The organism is Nocardia sp. NPDC050412 (assembly GCF_044458825.1).
Classification (GTDB): domain Bacteria; phylum Actinomycetota; class Actinomycetes; order Mycobacteriales; family Mycobacteriaceae; genus Nocardia.
Genome location: NZ_JBITIJ010000005.1, coordinates 305,638 through 321,959 on the forward strand (window position 1 = coordinate 305,638; position 16,322 = coordinate 321,959).

The following is a 16,322-nucleotide window of genomic DNA, read 5'->3' on the forward strand; positions in this document are numbered from 1 at the left end:
GGAGCCCAGCTCCGACTGCGAAAGGACTGCACAGCAATGACTCTCGGTGTTTCGAGGCTCGATGGCAAGGTTGTGTTGGTGACCGGTGCGACAGGGGGGATCGGCGTCGAAATCGTGCACCGCCTGGCCGAGGAGGGGGCCTCGGTTGTAGTGACCGACGTCGACGTCGACGCGTGCGAGAAGCTGAGTGGCGGCCTGGAACACGGTGCGCGGCATCAGGTTCTCGGATTGGACATCACCCAGGAGTCGCAGTGGCAGCAGGCGATGTCCGCGGTGTCCGAACGCTTCTCGAGTTTGGATGCCGTCGTCAACAACGGTGCCATCGGCAGCCTGGCATCGGTGGTGGACGAAGATCTGAATCGATACAACCGGGTGATCGAGGTGAGTCAGACCGGCACCTGGCTCGGCATGAAGCATGCGGGCGCACTGATCGAGCGGACCGGCGGCGGATCGATCGTCAATATCTGCTCGATCCTCGGCACCGTCGGCGGCCTTGGCAACAGCGTGGCCTACGCGGCGGCAAAGGGGGCCGTGCGCAGCATGACGAAGAACGCCGCATTGCATTGGGCGACAAAGGGAGTGCGAGTCAACTCGATCCACCCTGGATTCATCGAAACGCCACAGCTGCTCGAACGGTACGAGGGCACCGAGCGACACCAAGCGATGGTCGCGAACACGCCGATGGGACGACTGGGCCGCGCCGAAGAGGTGGCCGCCGCCGTCGCGTTCCTGGCGGGCGACGATTCGACCTTCATTACCGGCACCGAACTCTATGTGGACGGCGGCTGGACCTGCGCCTGACCGGCGAAGCTGTTGGCGTCGACAGCGTGAGGCGATCCCTGCGCAATAGAAAGCCCGCACCTCGATCAGATCACAGGTACGGGCTTTCTGTGTGGGATCGGCTCGTCATGTGCGCTGCATCCATGCTCAGCGGGCGCTCAGGCGCATCATGCGGCCACCCGGAAGGCCATAACGCCGTCCGCGTCCTTCGCGGACAACACATTTCGGGCGACCAGGACATCCAGATGCGCCATCGTCTCGCACGTCGCAACCATCTGGTTGAAGTCGTCGAGCGTGCTGAATGCGCGGTCGCGCCGTGTCCACGTCAATGCTCGGGCCACCGCCACGCCGGTGCACGGGCCCAGATCGCCGACGACAGTGACGATTTGCTCGAATCGGTGGTCATGGTGGGCGAGTAGTGCACGAGCGCGTTTCCCGACGCTGCCTCCGGTTGGGCCGTGCGCGGGCAGCATCTTCTGCTCGTCATCGTGCTGCAGCAACATCAATGACCGGAGGAAGTTGTCCAATGGCAGTTCCCACGGGCCCAATTCGAAGCCGATCGATGGGGTGATCGTGGGAAGGACGTGATCGCCGGTGAAGGCGAGTCCCCTCTCGCGATCCTGAAAGATCATGTGGCCCTTGGTATGTCCGGGTGTTGCAACCGCATGCAGATCGAGCCCGGCGATGGCCAGCGCGCCCGGTCGCAGCCAGTGGTCGGGCTGTTCCCAGTCGTCGCGTTCGAACGGTTCGGCGATGCCTGCCGCATGAGCTCGTCGCGCGATATCGTCCGCGCCCGCCCGTCGCAGTTCCCGTAGCGAACTGTCAGGGACGTTGCTGTTCAGTTTGTGGATGGCGTTGAGTCCGCCGGCTTCATCGACGCCGAGATGAACTCGACAGCCGTGCCGACGGCGCAGTTCGATGGCGAAGGTGTAGTGGTCGCGGTGGATGTGGGTGACGAAGACATCGTGAATTTCGGCTGCCGACCGGCCGATTCGGGCCAATGCGTCGGAGAGCTCCCGGTAGGTGTCGGGTCGGTGCCAGCCGCCGTCGATGAGCACGAGGCCGGCGTCGGTTTCCAGTACGTAGACGTTGACCGCGCGCAGGCCGTCCTGCGGCATCTGCAGCGGGATGCGGTGGATCCCTTCGGTTATCGGATAACACCCGGGTTCGGCCCATTCGGCGCTCATTCGACCGCCGGGGCGAGCGGCACCATTGTCTTCTCCTCGCCGTACCAGATCATGCGACGTCCCCGCATGGTGCCCACGTTCTCGACGGCGGCCTTCCATTCCGGGCTCGCCAATGCGGCGTCGAGCGCCCCGCGGGATTCGAAACTCAGAATCGACAGACCGTCCCAACCGGACGACTTCTCGTCGAAGGATTCGAGGAGTTCGGTGTGCTGCCAGCGCAGCAGGCCTGGCAGCGGGTAGGTCACCTCCGCGTGTTCACCCCGCCACCATTCGATGAACTGCTCATGGGTCCAATCGCTGGGACGCGATGCGAGGACGATCAGGTTGTACATGCGACTCCTAACTGAATTCTGTTCAGTTTCAGTGAGCGTAGAGATCCCACTGTGTGGGAATTGGGATCTCAGTTACGCACGATCCGTACTGCTGCTTCGGTGACCGACTCGGTGATCTGCGCGAGGGTGACGTCGCCTTTCGGCCGGTACCAGCGCCAGACGCTGATCACCAGGCCGAGGACCATTCGGCCGAGCATGCGTGGATCGCCCGGCGTGAAGACGCCGGCCTCGATTCCGTCCGAGATCAGCCCTGTCCAATTCTGCTCGATCTGTCGCACGAGTTCACGCGACCGCAGGCGTTCGGCCTCTTCCTTGGCCGACTGACGCGGGGCGGCGAGCAAGTCCATATGGTTCTGCAGGATGCGGCGCTGAAGGGCATCGGTCGGCGAGGCGGTCAGCGCCGCGGCGATGGCGGCGCGCAATGCTTGCTCGGGGTCGGCCTGATCAGCGACCGCGGCGTTGAACCTTTCGGCCGAGTCGGCCAGTTCGAGTCGCATGATCGTCAGCAGGCAGTGGGCCTTCGACTCGAAATAGTGGTACAGCGCGGTCTGACCTATACCCACCTCGTCGGCGATCGACGCCCATTTGGTGTGCTCGTAACCGACTTTCCCGAATTGCTTGATGGCGGCGGTGAGGATTCCGCTTCGCTTCGAGCGTGCGCTTTCGCGGCGGACCTCCGAGTCGACGGTCATCAGCTCTTATACCCCCGCATTCGATGGTGTGGATTCGACATGACTCTACCAAAACTGAGGTGAACTCGGGTCAACTGCGGTGGCCAGCTGTGTCGCTAACCGCGCCGCGTCGGGCCGGGACAACTTGCCGACGGTGTTCTGCGGCAGGTCTTGCACCGTGAACAGGTACTCGGGCCACTTCGACTTGGGAAAGTCCGCCGCCGCAAGCAGATCGGTGACAGTGGCCAATGTCAGCGATTCGCCGTCGGTGACCACCAGTGCTGCCGCTCGTTCGCCGAGCATGGCATCGGGTACCGGGACTACGCACACCTGCACGATTCCCGGTACGTTCGCGATGGCGGATTCGAGTTCGTTGATATCGATATTGCGGCCGCCTCGGATAATGATCTGCTTCTGGCGCCCGGTCACCCGGATCGAGCCATCGATGGCGACCTCGACCAGATCGCCGGTCGGGAGGAAACCGTCCGCGGTGAGCGTCGGCGGAATCGCGACGCCGCCTCGGGCGTAACCGACGAACAGGGACGGGCCCTGTACCTGCGCATCGCCGATCTCGCCGGCGGCCACGACATTCCCCGTGGTGTCGACCGCCCGTACGACGGTACCGCGGAACGGTCGCCCGTCCCGGCCGAGCCTGATGGCGGGCGGGTCGTCGAGTTGTGGTGTGGTGTGTCCGAGACATTCGGACATACCGAAAACCCGCAGGAACGTGGTACCGAGTTTTTCCTCGGCCGCACGCAGTGCGCGTTCGTTCATCGGACCACCGCCGACGGTCATCGCCCGCAGGGCGGCCAACACGCCTTCGGAGCCCTCGGCCACCGACAACTGCAGGGCCATGGTCGGAACCAGCATCGTCCATGCGACGCGGTGTTCCGCCATGGCCGCCAGGGCGGCGGCGGGTTCCCATTTGCCGATCGACACCATCGTGCCGCCGAGATAGGCAGGCAGGTACATGCCGAAACAGAAGGCGGCTACCGAAGACAGTGGCACGAAGGCTCCCACCGCCTCATCCGGCTCCAGTCGAACGGTATCGATGGTGCACTGACAGGCATAGCGGATGGCTTCTTCGGATTGCACAACACATTTGGGACGCCCGGTCGAGCCGGAGGTCATCGCGATGGCGGTGCCCCCGTGCCATCTGTCCACCGAATCGAACGGGCCCGTTCGCGAGCGCAATACGCGCGCATCGAAGGCGGTATCCCGAATCGGGAAGCGATCGTCCCGCACACCCCAGCGCAGCAGCGAGTCAGGTGCCGCGACCACCAGATCCGGGGCGATATCCTCGACAGCCAGTGCGAACTCGGATTCGGTGGCATGCGCGCCGAATACCGCGACGACACCACCACGCAGACCGACCGCCACGGCCGCCGCCACAGTGTGCCAGGTGTTATCGGCCTGGATGAGGACGGTGGGCGGGGCCGGATCGATGGACTCGATCCGCTCGGCCAGCGCTCGGGCCGCTGCCACGATCTTTCCGAGGGTGTGGCGACCGAATTCGTCCACAACTGCCGTCTGCTCCGGCGTGCGCTGTGCCCGCTCGATCATTTCGTGCGCAAGTGTCTTCATCGCCCTACTTCTCTCGCGACGCTCGATATCTGTCTACTCGCTTCGACTCGCTTCGGTGCTCGGCTCGTCAATAGAGGCGGCACGAGTACCCCGCGTCCGGTGACGGTTCCGGCCCGAAGGCGCCGGTAGATGTCGATCGCATCGGTGAGGGGATATGTCGTGGACTCGACGTGGAGTGTCCCGCCGATAGCCATATCGACCACCGCCTCCAGATCCGATCGGGCACCCCAGAACGGTGCGTCCACCTGCCACCCGGCGGCGAGGCCGATGTGTTTGCCCACGGCCAGGCGGCCGCCCGCACTGCCGACGACCGCGAGTCGGCCCCCTGGCGCGAGTGCTCGCGCGGCCGACTCCATCGTGTCGGAGGCGCCGACGAAATCGAGGATCAGGTCGGCGCCGCCGTCGAGTGCCGGAAGCGCCGCGGCGAGATCGGCAAACGCCGCATCGCTGCCCAGCCGCAATGCGGCGGGGAGTGTTTCCGGCCGGTTGTCGATGGCGAGGACACGTCCGGCACCGAAGTGGCGAAGGATCTGAATCGCCAGGTGACCGAGCCCGCCGACACCGATCACGATGCAGATCGCGGATTCGTCGATGACATCGGCGTGCTGGTGCACGGCGTGGTAGGCGGTCGTCCCAGCATCCGCGAGTGGAGCGGCGATGGCGGGTTCGAGATCGCCTGTGCGAACAAGGAATCGGGCCGAGGGCACAACCATGGCCTGTGCCAGACCGCCGTGATAGCCGAGGCCATTGCCGATCGCAGCCAGTCTGCCGTCCGGACGAGGCCGCAGCGTCAGACAGTAGTTCTCCCGTCCACGCGCACAATTGCGGCAGCGGCCACAGCCCCAGATGCCATGGACCACAACGGCTTCACCGAGCCAGGACCGGTCCGCACCGGGACCGGCATCGATCACCGTGCCCGCGACTTCATGGCCGAGAGTGAGCGGCAGCGGATAGTCGAAGCTCGATTCGGCGGCATCCATGACGTGCAGATCGGAGCGACACAGCCCCGCCGCGGTGACCTGTAACAGGAGTTCTTCTCCACGCGGCTCCGGAACCGCAACTTCACGCAACTGTGGTTCGGTACCCCATTCGGTCAGTTGGACGGCCAGCATCAGCGAGCCGTCCAGCCGCCGTCGACAATGAGCGTCTGCCCGGTCATATAGGACGACGCGTCGGAGGCGAGAAACAGGACCGCGCCGTCGACTTCACCGGCATTGCCACCACGGCCGAGCATGGTGTTGCGGCGCACCCACCCGGCCGACTTCTCGTTGTCGAACAGGCCATCGGTCATCTCGGTGTCGAACCAGCCCGGCACTACCGCGTTCACCCGGATCCCTTTGCGCCCCCACTGCCCGGCGAGTTCCCTGGTGAGTCCGAGTATCCCGGCCTTGGATGCGGCGTAGCTCGCGCCGCCGATCGGTGCGGTCGAAACCAGCCCGATCACCGAAGAAATATTGATATACGACGCGCGTGCGCCCTCGGGCAGTCGCGTCGCGGCATAGCTGGCGAGGTGAAATCCCGCGACCAGGTTGACCTCGAGGATCGATGCGAACCCGGCTACCGTTTCGTCTTCGGCATGCGGGGGACCGGGCTTGCCCGCGTTGTTGACCAGCACATCGAGCCGTCCGGACTGCTCATAGCAGCGGTCGACCAACATCCGGCGGTCCTCCTCGGATGTAACATCACAACGAACCGGAACGACCCGTGGGTTATCCGCGGCCAGCGCGGCCAACCGGTCGAGCCTGCGGGCCGCCGCGTACACGGTGGCCCCGGCACCGGCGAGAGCGTTCGCGAAGCCCATTCCGAGGCCGGACGAAGCGCCGGTGACGATGGCGACCCGGCCGGACAACCCGAACAGATCGTCCAGTGTCGTTCCGGTGGTACTCATGTCGTTTCGCATGTCAGTACACCGCGGTCCGGCCGCCATCGACCGGGATGATCGCACCGGTGGTGTAACCGGCGGCGGCACTCGCCAAATGGGTGACCAGACCGGCGATTTCCTCCGGCCGCCCCAGCCGGCCCACGGGCAGGCGATCGATGATCTTCCCGACGAATTCCTCATCCCAGTTCTCGGCCATATCTGTCGCGAATCCGCCCGGCATCACGCAATTGACGCGCACAGTGGGCGCGTATTCCTGAGCGAACGCCATGGTCAATGCGTTGAGCCCGTTCTTGGCCGCCGCGTACATCGCCTCGGGCGGACTCGGCCGGACGGCCCCGATACTCGAGATATTGATGATCGACCCGCCACCGGCGGCGGCCATCCGGGCACCGGCAACCGCCATCAGGCGAAACGGGCCCTTCAGGTTGACCTCGATGGTCTTGTCCCACAACCCTTCCGAGACCGACAGCAGATTGTCGGCCAGCGGTGCGATACCCGCGTTGTTCACGACGATATCGAGACTGCCGAAATCGGCGATGATCCGATCCACGGCCGGTTCGATCGAATCCCACTTGCCCACATGCAATTCGAACGGGTGCGCGCTGCCCGACCCTTCGCCGTCGCCGAGCGCGGCAACGGCCTGCTCGCAGGCGTCGCGTTTGCGGCTGGACACGATAACCGTGCAACCCGCGTCCCGCAGTCCGCGCGCGATCGCCAGTCCGAGGCCGCGGCTGGCGCCGGTGACCAAGGCGACCTTTCCGGTCAATTCCGTTGTGCTCATTTGTGCTTCTTCAATTCGAGGCGGGCGATGGTACGCAGGTGTACTTCGTTGGGACCGTCGGCGATCTGCAGCGCCCGGGTGATGGCGTACAGGCGGGCCAGGACAGTGTCGTCACTGACGCCGGCCGCACCGTAGGTCTGCACCGCGCGGTCGACGACGGTGTGCGCCACCTCCATCGCCGAAACCTTGATGGCGGCGACTTCCGATCGAGCGGCGGCGTTGCCGTAGTTGTCGATGAGCCAGGCCGACTTCAGGACGAGCAGGCGGATCTGGTCGATCTCGATGCGGCTGCGGGCAATCCACTCGCGTACGACCCCGCGATCGGCCAGTGGACCGCCGAATGCGATGCGCTCCAGGGAGCGTTGGCACATCATGTCGAGCGCCCGCTCGGCCATGCCGATGGCGCGCATCGCGTAGTGCATCCGGCCCGGTCCCAACCGGCCCTGGGCGATGGCGAATCCGTCACCTTCGGCGCCGAGCATGTTCTCGGCGGGGACGCGGACATCGGTGAACTGGACTTCGCCGTGGCCGAGCCGGTCATGGAAGCCGAACATCGGAAGATCGCGCAGCACTTCGATTCCGGGAGTGTCACGGGGGACCAGAATCATGCTCTGCTGGCGATATGTGGGTGCCTGCGGATCCGATTTGCCCATGAAGATGATGAGTTTGCAGTCCGGGTCGAGAATGCCGGAGGTGTACCACTTGCGGCCGTTGAGGACGTACTCGTCGCCGTCACGGACGATGGTAGAGGTGATGTTGGTGGCGTCGGAGCTGGCCACCGCGGGTTCGGTCATCGCGAATGCGGAGCGAATAGTGCAGTCCAACAATGGTTTCAGCCAAAGCTGGCGCTGTTTCTCGGTCCCGTACATGGCCAGAATTTCCATATTGCCGGTGTCGGGAGCCGAGCAGTTGATGGCTTCGTTGCCGATGATGGATCGACCGACTACCTCGGCCAATGGCGCGTACTCCAGATTGGTGAGTCCGGCGCCGAGCCCGTCGTGGGTCATGAACAGATTCCACAGACCTGATTCGCGGGCCTTGACCTGTATGTCTCGCATGACCTGCGGCTGCTCATGGGGGTTGTCGTTCGCCGCGATCTGGGCGTCGAACACCTGCTCCGCGGGATAGACGTACTCGTCCATGAAGGATTCGAGTTTGCCGAGCAGATCCTGCGTGCGGGGGGAGTAGGAGAAATCCACGGTGCGGCTCCTGAACTGGTGCGGTCGATATCAACCGGCGAGTAGCGCGGTTCCGGTCTCGATCAGGCGGTTGATGGTGGCCGGCAGCTTTTCCTGGTCGGGGTCGTAGTGCCGACCTTCGCGATGGCGGCGCAGGTTGTGGCCCATGATCGCCGCCATCTTCAGGCGCCCCAGCGCGTCGAACCACGTCATATCGGTGAGCGCGGGCCCGTCGCCGACGTACAGGTCGATCAGCACTTGCGCCGAAGGCAGCCCGGGCACGTCCCGACCTACGCCGGGAAAGTTGCTGCCGTCGGCGAAGACGAGGAACCAGCCCAATTCGACCCGAGGGTCGCCGGCGCTCCAGATCTCCCAATCGATCAACGCGACCGGTTCGACGCCGTCGGAGATGATGTTTCCGAGGCGGTAATCCCCATGCACCAGTGTCGGTGTGGTCGGTTCGGGGGTGGTCCGGCCGAGCAGTTCTAGCAGTCGGTCGCCACCGGCGACGAGGTCGGGCGGGACCGCGCCGAGGGTGCGTGCCCAGCGGGCGAGCTCGTCGTCCGGCGTGAGTGGCGCTTGCACACCGGGCACGGTGTTCGGATCTATCGCGTGTAGGCGCGGCAGAATTTCCGCGGCACGCCGCATTCGGGCCGCGGCCAAGCCCGGTTCGACGGCCGGATCGTCCAGTACCGGTTCCAATGCCTGCCCGGCCACGAATTCCATGGCGAACCAGGCGGGTTCGACGTCGTCGACCGCAACGATGACTGGTACGGGAACAGGCGTGTGCGCCAAGGCCTGCATGATCCGGGCCTGCCGCAGCATGTCGTGGCGGCCGATGGCCTGCTGTCCTTCGGGAACGGCCTTGACCACGAAGTCGCCGTCGGTCGTTCGCACCCGGTACGTCAAGCCGGAATGTCCGCCGAGTAGCGGCTCGAATGTAGTGACTGTCGCGTCGAGGTTCGCGTGCAGCCAGGTGCGGACGCGTTGTTCGACGGTGTGCCCACCCGTCGCCCGACCTCCACCCCCTACGGAATCGCTACCTGAACTCATGGGCGTGGCTCCCCCGGTAGTCCGAGAACTCGCTCGGCGATGATGTTGTGCTGAATCTCGTCGGTTCCCCCGGCGATTCGATAGCCGGGCGCGCCGAGAATGTGCTCGGCCCACGCGAAGGTTCCCCAGCGACCGGAGTCCACGGTGAGGTCTTGCCCGAGTAGCAGGCGCACCACCTCGGACGTGCGAGCCATCGTGTCGGTGGCCAGTAGTTTCCCGATCGAGGCCTCAGGTCCCGGGTCCTTGCCCGCGACGACGGCGCCCGCCACCCGCATATTGCCGATTCGCTGTAGATAGCTGCGTATCACGAGGTCGGCGACCTTATCGCGTTCGATCTCGGTCAGCTCCCGTCCGAGATGCTGGGCCAGCGCCACCGCCTGATCCGCGTTCGCCAGACCGAGGTTGCCGCCGTCGAGGCGTTCGGCGGCCAATACGGTGAGCGCTACCGGCCAGCCCTGGCCCACCGGTCCGAGCCGGTAGCTGTCGTCGAGTCGGACATCATCGAGGAAGACCTCGTTGAACGAGCTGCCGCCGGTCATCTGCCGGATCGGGCGAACGGTCACCCCGGGTGTGGTCATCGGCACCAGGAAGACCGTGAGCCCGGCATGTTTCGCTGCGGCGGTATCGGTTCGGCACACGGCGACGCCGATATCGGACACCCGCGCGCCCGAGGTCCAGACCTTGTGGCCGTCGAGCGTCCACGTGCCATCGGTGGATCGGACGGCGCGCGTCCGTACCGCGGCCAGATCGGAACCGGCCTCGGTCTCCGAGAACAATTGGCAGGCAATGATATCCGTGCGCAGCATGGCCCGGACATAGCGTGACCGCTGTTCGTCGGTGCCCCACTGCTCGATAGTGGGAGCGACCAGTTGTTGTGTCACCGAGAACATCTCGGTGCGTCGTGGCACATCGAAATCCGCTTCGGCGCGTCGGAAAGCAAGGACGTACGACAGCGGCAGACCGCGGCCGCCATAGGTCTCGGGCCAGTTCAGTGCGCCCCAGCCCGCGTCGAATTTGGCGCGCTCGTACTCGCGGATCCGGTCGGTATGCGCGCGTTCCTCCTCGGCGTTCCAACTCTCGAAAACGGCTACCGAATCCGAACCCGAACCCCAGACCGATTCCGCCCGGGGAGCTGCCACACCGCCCAACCAGGCGAGGGCCTCATCGGTGAAGCGGACGAGGTCGGGAAGTGTCTGTGTGGTCACTGATTCACCTCGAAAAGTGTTGTCATGTCACACCGAAAGCACGGTGCAGGCGCTGATTCCGGGCGCCCCGTACACGTGCGTGAAGCCGACCTGCGGCGCTCCGGGTACCTGCCGATCCCCGGCTTCGCCACGCAACTGGGTGACTATCTCGTGCACCTGGCGCAGACCGGATGCGCCGATGGGTTCGCCGTTGGCGATGCAGCCACCGTCGGTATTGACCGGCAGCCGCCCGCCGATCTCGGTGTCGCCTGCCGCGATCATCGACTCCTGTTCGCCGTGCTCGCAGAAGCCGCATTCGGCCATATGCATGATCTCGGCGCCGCTCTCGGTGTCCTGCAATTGCGCGATGTCGACATCGGCGGGGGAGATGCCGGCCTGTTCGAAGGCGGCCGCGGCCGCGTCGGCGCTCACACTGGTCGGTTCACCCCCGCCTTGGACGGCCGGGCTGAATACTTCGAAAGAGCCGAATCGGCGGGTGCGGTGGCTGATCGCGCGCAACCGGACCGGGCGACCGCCGAGTCGCCGGATGGCGGCCTCGGTGGCGACGATGACGGCGGCCCCGCCCTCGCCCGGAGAGCAGAACATGTATCGCGTCAACGGGTCGTTCACCATATCGGCGGCGGCGATCTCGTCGGCCGAGATCGCTTCACGTCGCCAGGCATTCGGGTTCAGGCTGCCGTTTCGATACGCCTTTTCGGCAATCTTCGCCAAGGTCGTGCCGGAAATCCCGTATTCGCGCATATATCGGCCGATCTTGGCGCCGAAGAACTGCGTGGTGACCATGAGCCCGGCCGAACCGTATCCCTCGGGCAGTCCCCATTCGGCGGGTGTCGGATCGAAGGCTCCGCGCGGGTGTTTATCGAATCCGACCGCCAGCGCGATTTCGGCGGTTCCGGAACGGACCGCATTGACCGCCGAGAACAGTGCGCTGCCACCGGTGGCGCAGCCATTCTTCACGTTGCTGAAAGGTATTCCGGTGAAACCGAGTTCGGCGACGAGGGTGTCGGCGAGTCCCGAACCGTCGCTACCGCCGAAGGCGACCTCGATATCGGGCCAGGTCACCCCGGCATCGTCGAGCGCGGCGGCGATCGCGCTGATCGCCATCTGACGGCCGGTGATGCCGGGCTGCCTGCCGAACTTCGACAGCCCGGCTCCGATGATCGAAACTGTTTGTGTCACTGCGCTTCTCTTTGCTGTGCAACGACCGCGAACCGGGGCACCGGTGCGGTACCGACGAGGTGCACCGGTGCCCGGTCCAACTCGGTGAAGTCCTCGCATTCCAGGATTGCTTGAATGCGAATACCTTCCGGAAGTTCGACATAGCCCACCGCGAATGGGGAAAAGCCGTCGGCAGGAGGGATATACGGTGGTGACTTCGGCGGGAACCGTTGCACGGTGTAGGCCCACACCACGCCCCGCGTGCTCAACTCCATTGCGATGGCCGTCGGCTGGACGCATCGTGCGCACATGATCGTTGCCGGATATGCGACCGTGTCACAGACCGTGCACCGGCTACCTTCCAGCACCGACGTTGCGTGCTCGCCCATGTCGATCTCCTCTTCGAGTCGTACGCTAGCGGCGTCGTTCAGCGACCGACCCATTTCGGTTCGCGCTTCTCGAGGAATGCGTTCACGCCCTCGCGTGCGTCCTCGGACTGCAGGGCATTGCCCACCGCGAGATGCTCCATCACCATGAGCGATTGGATGTCCGCATCCAGACCGCGGTCGATGGTCATCTTCGTGAGCTTCATGGTGAACGGGCTCTTGTCGACGATCGGTGCGATGAACTCGGCGACCAGGTCGTCGAGTTCGGCCGCGGGCGCGGAAGCGTTGATCAGATCGAAGTCCACGGCTTGCTTGCCGGACAGCAGCTTTCCGGTCAACATCAGTTCCTTGGTCTTGCGGATACCGATCATGCGGGGCAACCGGTAGATCGGACCCGCGCCACCGAAAAGCGCACGGCGAATGTGGAAGTCGCCGATCAGCGCGTCCTCGGATGCGACAGCGAAGTCGCAGGAGATCATCAGCTCGAATCCGCCGGCGGTCACGTGACCCTCGAGGACCGCCAGGGACGGCGTGTTCATCGAGTACAGGCGGTCGCACACCTTGGCCGAGAGCACCGCGACATCCATCGCGTTGGTGCTGCCGACATAGTTGGCGAGCAGTTCGTCCAGGTCGAAGCCCGAACAGAACGTATTGCCGCGGCCGCGTAGCACGAGGATCTTGAGCTGCGGGTCCTTATCGACCTCGACGATGATTTCGTCGAGTCGGTGCAGAAGTTCGACTGTGACGGCGTTCTTCTTGTGCGGGCGGTTGAGCCACACGCGTGCGACGTCACCGTCCTTCTCCAACACGATGTGGTCGGTGTCCACCATCTCGAACCTCTTCCTTGAACTTGAACTGGATTCAATTCAGTTTTACCTAGCCAACCGCTCCGCGTCAACAGCAGCGCTGGCGCCGTCGGCTGATTCAGATTCCGATCAGGGTGGCGATTCGCGCTCTGTGCGCACGTGAATCACCCTGTAGCGCTTCGTTTCCCATTGCCCTGCGGAAGTAGGAGTGGGTGGAGTGTTCCCAGGTGAAACCGACGCCACCGTGCAACTGGATCGCTTCTGCCGCCGCGTGCACCGCCGCATCGGTGCATACGGCGCCGGCGACCGCCACGGCCAACGAGGCCGATCCCGGGTCCTGCGCATAAATAGCCGCCGCATACCGGGAGGCCGATCGAGCGCGTTCGAGAGTGACCAGCAGATCGGCAAGCCGATGCTTGACGGCCTGGAACGAGCCGATGGGACGACCGAACTGGTGTCGGGTCTGCACGTACTCCACGGTCATTTCGAGCAGGCGGTCGACAATGCCGGTGTTCTCACATGCCAGCGCCAGCGTTGCCAGCTCGCCCAGCCGCGCGCCGGTCGCCTCGGCGGCATCGACGTCGGTGAGCGCGATCGCTGGACATCGATCGAAGGTGAGATCGGCTCGACGGCGCGTGGGGTCGAGTACGCGACGCTCGGTTCGGACGAGCGATGCGCCCGGTTGGGTAGCGAACAGGCGGCGTCCGTCCGGGCATTGCGCCGAAACAACGGCCACATCGGCGCTTCCGCCGCTCATCAGGTGGGTAGCCGTGCCGTGCAATAGCCACCCGGTCGGCGTCGACTCAGCACGTACGTGATCGGTGGTGGCGGACAAGGCGCTGACCGTCGCCAGCAGGCTTCCGTCGAGAACTCCGGCGAGCAGGTCCGCGTCCTGGATAGGGTCCGCCGAGAGCAATGCGTGGACGCCGAGGACTGCCGAGGTGTACACCGGCTCGCATGCGAGCGCGCGCCCACATTCCTCGAGCACGATCCCCATCTCGACCATCCCGTAGCCGAGACCGCCGCGGCCTTCGGGGACTGCCAGCGTGGTCACCGACATTTCGTCGACCAGTGTTTTCCACAGCTGCGGTGAATAGCCGAGTTCGGTGGAAGCAACCGCTCGCACCTGCTCGATTCCGCTGTGTTTGGCGAGTAGGCCGCGGATGGCCGCGCGCAGCTCCGACTGCTCCGGTCCGGGAGTCAGCGCAGGTGGATCCGTGTGGGGCCATGGCAGTTCTATCGCGGATGCGGACATCTAACCTACCTAAATTGAGTTCAGTTTGATAGATCGAGCGTATCGCGCCGAAGCCTGGACAAGAAGGGAGATACTGAACTAAGTTCATTTCATGAATTTGGCCATCGAGGGCTACTACGCAACCTTGGACAGCGGGCGGCTGGACGACGCGGTGGCGCTACTCGCCGAAGACGTCCAGTTCGCGATGCTGCTGCCCACTGGAGTGAACCTCGGACACGGCCGCGCGGCCATGCTCGAGTACCTGGAGGGCCGGCCGAAGGTGAATCGCAAGCACCGGCTGTTGCGGGTGGCCGCCGACAACGGTGTGGAGTTCGCGCACGGCGCCGTCACCGAGAACGAGGTGACGACAACCGGTTACTTCGTCGGCGCGATGCATATCGATGCCGACGGGCTGATCGATCGCTACCAGGTAGCGTTCAGCACCGAATTCGCGCTGATACCAACAGATTTCGCTTTCGAAGAAGGGCTCGGATGATGATTGCGGCGCCACCGGTGCTGGCCAGGTGGTTCGAATACATGGATTCGGACGATCCCGATCGCGTGCTGGGCATGATCTCGGGCGACTTCGCGATGTCGGTGCAGTTCTCCAAAGGTGCCGGGCAGTCCGCCGAATTCGTGGGGGACCGCGAGGGGTTGGTCGGCTACTTGGCGCAGCGCGAGAAGAGCACGCTGGTCCATCACATCGACACCGGTGCGGTGGTGGGTGATTACGAGTTGGTACTCGGCCGGACAACCCGCGGCGGGGCGTTCGAAGCTTCCTTCAACGCCACCGCACAGCTCGATGCCGACGGCAAGGTGCGGCGCCTTCTCATCGCTCGAACCCCCGAACTGTCCTTTGCGCACTGAGTTCGTTCCGGAACGCCTACGAGAGGAAGTTCTCTACAGGAGACGCCAGCTGCCGGGCAGCTCAGTTGGCGGAGGCGAAGCCCCAGCCGACAGAGGGGAAGCCCCTAGCCGATGAACTGGCCGATGATCGCACCGACCGCACAGCCGATGATGGCACCCACCAGGAAGAACCAGATCCCGATGAGAATGCCGATGACACAACCGATCACCTCGCCGACCTCGACGACGGCGAAGGATCCCTGTGCGTGGTGCAGCCCGGGTGCGGGTGCCGACGCCGGGGTCAGCGTCAATTCCGTGCCGGTGTTGTCCAGCGTCGGCGTGAGGTTGAACGTCTGCCCGGTCTGGGCCTGCAACGTCGTCGGAATGGTGCCGACGACGGTGCCGTCGTCCGCAGTCACGGTGACCGCGTCGGGGCCGACCGTGAATCTGCCGGAGGCCAGCCGGACCAGCGCGCTGGTGTGATCGGCTACGAGGGTGGTGGTGTAGGCGACGGGGCCGGCGTTCGCGCCGACGGTGACGTCCGAGGCCATCCTGGCCTGACCGTTGGCCATGACGGTGGTTGTGCCGGTGGCCGCGATGGCCAGGATCGCAGTCGCCAGGAGCTTCTTTAACTTCACCACACTTCCATTCGTTCAAGTTTCGGATGTTCCCAGGCGAACGACACGGAATAGGATCGATCCCGCTATCTTCTCGCTTCGGACAATATCCCATGTCAGAGCAAATACTTGGCTGATACACCGCTTGGTAGCGATTTCATCGCAATCATTCTCCGGTACGCGACGCCCGTCGAGCCGGGCTACCGGCGTGGAAAGCCCCCAGGTCGCCCACACCGCCGTTATTGTCCGGTTCAGGTTGTCGTCGGGGTGCGAGGGACGAGGCAGATACCGAGTTCTTCGGCGCGACCACCGGCGGGGAGGTGGCCAGGTCGGAAAGGGTCGTGCCTGCGCCGCAGCGACGGGTGTGCGGGGAGACGTGAGGGCTGTGTCCACACAGATCCGAGACGACGAGCACCCACAAATGGGCCGGATCGAGGTCGGCGTCGACCTTGCTGTCGGGGTCATAGGCGATGCGGCCGGAAGTGTGGAAGATGCCTGGTCAGGGCGAGAATCCGCAGGCCTGGTACTGCGTCCCAGCCTCACCCACGTGTGTAAGAGCCGCAACTTCCTGGCCCTAGCACGACAGTTGTATTTCGTTGTGTATCACTGTAGTTCGTGGCAC

At 64.6% G+C, this 16,322-nt stretch carries 18 protein-coding genes; 3 read left to right on the forward strand and 15 right to left on the reverse strand.

All coding sequences use genetic code 11. From position 1 onward, the window contains the following. The first annotated feature begins 36 nt into the window (after window positions 1–36). On the forward strand, window positions 37–801 hold the full coding sequence (locus ACIBI6_RS15835; protein WP_396956737.1) for an SDR family NAD(P)-dependent oxidoreductase: 765 nt from the start codon (window positions 37–39) through the stop codon (window positions 799–801). A gap of 146 nt (window positions 802–947) precedes the next feature. On the opposite strand, the gene ACIBI6_RS15840 is transcribed toward ACIBI6_RS15835, so the two are convergent. The 14 genes from ACIBI6_RS15840 to ACIBI6_RS15905 all read right to left on the reverse strand — a co-directional run bounded on the left by ACIBI6_RS15840 (window position 948) and on the right by ACIBI6_RS15905 (window position 14,258). Further along, window positions 948–1,967 carry an MBL fold metallo-hydrolase gene (locus ACIBI6_RS15840; RefSeq protein ID WP_396956740.1) on the reverse strand — a complete coding sequence of 340 codons (1,020 nt, stop codon included), beginning with the start codon at window positions 1,965–1,967 and terminating at the stop codon, window positions 948–950. Continuing rightward, on the reverse strand, window positions 1,964–2,299 hold the full coding sequence (locus ACIBI6_RS15845; RefSeq protein ID WP_364356581.1) for an EthD family reductase: 336 nt from the start codon (window positions 2,297–2,299) through the stop codon (window positions 1,964–1,966). The genes ACIBI6_RS15840 and ACIBI6_RS15845 overlap by 4 nt, the downstream gene beginning before the upstream one ends. Before the next feature lie 68 nt (window positions 2,300–2,367). After that, a complete protein-coding gene (locus tag ACIBI6_RS15850; RefSeq protein ID WP_364356584.1) occupies window positions 2,368–2,991 on the reverse strand; it encodes a TetR/AcrR family transcriptional regulator in 624 nt (207 codons plus the stop codon). Between the two features lie 45 nt (window positions 2,992–3,036). Then, window positions 3,037–4,554, reverse strand: coding sequence for a class I adenylate-forming enzyme family protein (locus ACIBI6_RS15855; RefSeq protein WP_396956743.1), 1,518 nt, complete (start codon window positions 4,552–4,554; stop codon window positions 3,037–3,039). Beyond that, complete coding sequence (locus ACIBI6_RS15860) at window positions 4,551–5,666, reverse strand: NAD(P)-dependent alcohol dehydrogenase (RefSeq protein ID WP_396956745.1); 1,116 nt, start codon at window positions 5,664–5,666, stop codon at window positions 4,551–4,553. The genes ACIBI6_RS15855 and ACIBI6_RS15860 overlap by 4 nt, the downstream gene beginning before the upstream one ends. Next, window positions 5,666–6,442, reverse strand: a complete 777-nt coding sequence (locus ACIBI6_RS15865) for an SDR family NAD(P)-dependent oxidoreductase (protein ID WP_396956747.1) — start codon at window positions 6,440–6,442, stop codon at window positions 5,666–5,668. Before ACIBI6_RS15865 ends, ACIBI6_RS15860 begins: the two co-directional genes overlap by 1 nt. Before the next feature lie 13 nt (window positions 6,443–6,455). Beyond that, on the reverse strand, window positions 6,456–7,217 hold the full coding sequence (locus ACIBI6_RS15870) for an SDR family NAD(P)-dependent oxidoreductase (RefSeq protein ID WP_396956749.1): 762 nt from the start codon (window positions 7,215–7,217) through the stop codon (window positions 6,456–6,458). Continuing rightward, a complete protein-coding gene (locus ACIBI6_RS15875) occupies window positions 7,214–8,416 on the reverse strand; it encodes an acyl-CoA dehydrogenase family protein (RefSeq protein ID WP_396956751.1) in 1,203 nt (400 codons plus the stop codon). Before ACIBI6_RS15875 ends, ACIBI6_RS15870 begins: the two co-directional genes overlap by 4 nt. 30 nt (window positions 8,417–8,446) lie before the next feature. Further along, entirely contained in the window at window positions 8,447–9,448 is a 1,002-nt protein-coding gene (locus tag ACIBI6_RS15880) for a phosphotransferase family protein (protein WP_396956753.1), read from the reverse strand. Beyond that, entirely contained in the window at window positions 9,445–10,653 is a 1,209-nt protein-coding gene (locus ACIBI6_RS15885) for an acyl-CoA dehydrogenase family protein (RefSeq protein WP_396956755.1), read from the reverse strand. Before ACIBI6_RS15885 ends, ACIBI6_RS15880 begins: the two co-directional genes overlap by 4 nt. A 27-nt stretch (window positions 10,654–10,680) precedes the next feature. Further along, window positions 10,681–11,832, reverse strand: coding sequence for a thiolase family protein (locus ACIBI6_RS15890; RefSeq protein WP_364356608.1), 1,152 nt, complete (start codon window positions 11,830–11,832; stop codon window positions 10,681–10,683). After that, complete coding sequence (locus ACIBI6_RS15895) at window positions 11,829–12,200, reverse strand: Zn-ribbon domain-containing OB-fold protein (RefSeq protein WP_396956757.1); 372 nt, start codon at window positions 12,198–12,200, stop codon at window positions 11,829–11,831. The genes ACIBI6_RS15890 and ACIBI6_RS15895 overlap by 4 nt, the downstream gene beginning before the upstream one ends. Before the next feature lie 38 nt (window positions 12,201–12,238). Next, a complete protein-coding gene (locus ACIBI6_RS15900) occupies window positions 12,239–13,027 on the reverse strand; it encodes an enoyl-CoA hydratase/isomerase family protein (RefSeq protein WP_396956759.1) in 789 nt (262 codons plus the stop codon). A gap of 94 nt (window positions 13,028–13,121) precedes the next feature. Next, complete coding sequence (locus tag ACIBI6_RS15905; RefSeq protein ID WP_396956761.1) at window positions 13,122–14,258, reverse strand: acyl-CoA dehydrogenase family protein; 1,137 nt, start codon at window positions 14,256–14,258, stop codon at window positions 13,122–13,124. A 91-nt stretch (window positions 14,259–14,349) separates the two neighbouring features. Here ACIBI6_RS15905 and ACIBI6_RS15910 point away from each other — a divergent pair, with 91 nt between their 5' ends. Together ACIBI6_RS15910 and ACIBI6_RS15915 are read left to right on the forward strand one after the other, a co-directional pair. Continuing rightward, complete coding sequence (locus ACIBI6_RS15910; RefSeq protein WP_396956763.1) at window positions 14,350–14,733, forward strand: nuclear transport factor 2 family protein; 384 nt, start codon at window positions 14,350–14,352, stop codon at window positions 14,731–14,733. Continuing rightward, window positions 14,730–15,104, forward strand: a complete 375-nt coding sequence (locus tag ACIBI6_RS15915; protein WP_396956765.1) for a hypothetical protein — start codon at window positions 14,730–14,732, stop codon at window positions 15,102–15,104. The genes ACIBI6_RS15910 and ACIBI6_RS15915 overlap by 4 nt, the downstream gene beginning before the upstream one ends. Window positions 15,105–15,208: 104 nt before the next feature. Here the strand turns inward: ACIBI6_RS15915 and ACIBI6_RS15920 are convergent, their stop codons facing one another. Then, window positions 15,209–15,721 carry a hypothetical protein gene (locus tag ACIBI6_RS15920; protein ID WP_396956767.1) on the reverse strand — a complete coding sequence of 171 codons (513 nt, stop codon included), beginning with the start codon at window positions 15,719–15,721 and terminating at the stop codon, window positions 15,209–15,211. Window positions 15,722–16,322: the final 601 nt, after the last annotated feature.

Excerpts from the sequence above, each read along its gene's own strand:
- ACIBI6_RS15855 (WP_396956743.1), bottom strand. The coding sequence starts at position 4,554 with ATGAAGACACTTGCGCACGAAATGATCGAGCGGGCACAGCGCACGCCG.
- ACIBI6_RS15905 (WP_396956761.1), bottom strand. The coding sequence starts at position 14,258 with ATGTCCGCATCCGCGATAGAACTGCCATGGCCCCACACGGATCCACCT.
- ACIBI6_RS15835 (WP_396956737.1), top strand. The coding sequence starts at position 37 with ATGACTCTCGGTGTTTCGAGGCTCGATGGCAAGGTTGTGTTGGTGACC.
- ACIBI6_RS15865 (WP_396956747.1), bottom strand. The coding sequence starts at position 6,442 with ATGAGTACCACCGGAACGACACTGGACGATCTGTTCGGGTTGTCCGGC.
- ACIBI6_RS15860 (WP_396956745.1), bottom strand. The coding sequence starts at position 5,666 with ATGCTGGCCGTCCAACTGACCGAATGGGGTACCGAACCACAGTTGCGT.
- ACIBI6_RS15845 (WP_364356581.1), bottom strand. The coding sequence starts at position 2,299 with ATGTACAACCTGATCGTCCTCGCATCGCGTCCCAGCGATTGGACCCAT.
- ACIBI6_RS15880 (WP_396956753.1), bottom strand. The coding sequence starts at position 9,448 with ATGAGTTCAGGTAGCGATTCCGTAGGGGGTGGAGGTCGGGCGACGGGT.
- ACIBI6_RS15900 (WP_396956759.1), bottom strand. The coding sequence starts at position 13,027 with ATGGTGGACACCGACCACATCGTGTTGGAGAAGGACGGTGACGTCGCA.
- ACIBI6_RS15870 (WP_396956749.1), bottom strand. The coding sequence starts at position 7,217 with ATGAGCACAACGGAATTGACCGGAAAGGTCGCCTTGGTCACCGGCGCC.
- ACIBI6_RS15840 (WP_396956740.1), bottom strand. The coding sequence starts at position 1,967 with ATGAGCGCCGAATGGGCCGAACCCGGGTGTTATCCGATAACCGAAGGG.
- ACIBI6_RS15850 (WP_364356584.1), bottom strand. The coding sequence starts at position 2,991 with ATGACCGTCGACTCGGAGGTCCGCCGCGAAAGCGCACGCTCGAAGCGA.
- ACIBI6_RS15895 (WP_396956757.1), bottom strand. The coding sequence starts at position 12,200 with ATGGGCGAGCACGCAACGTCGGTGCTGGAAGGTAGCCGGTGCACGGTC.
- ACIBI6_RS15910 (WP_396956763.1), top strand. The coding sequence starts at position 14,350 with ATGAATTTGGCCATCGAGGGCTACTACGCAACCTTGGACAGCGGGCGG.
- ACIBI6_RS15915 (WP_396956765.1), top strand. The coding sequence starts at position 14,730 with ATGATGATTGCGGCGCCACCGGTGCTGGCCAGGTGGTTCGAATACATG.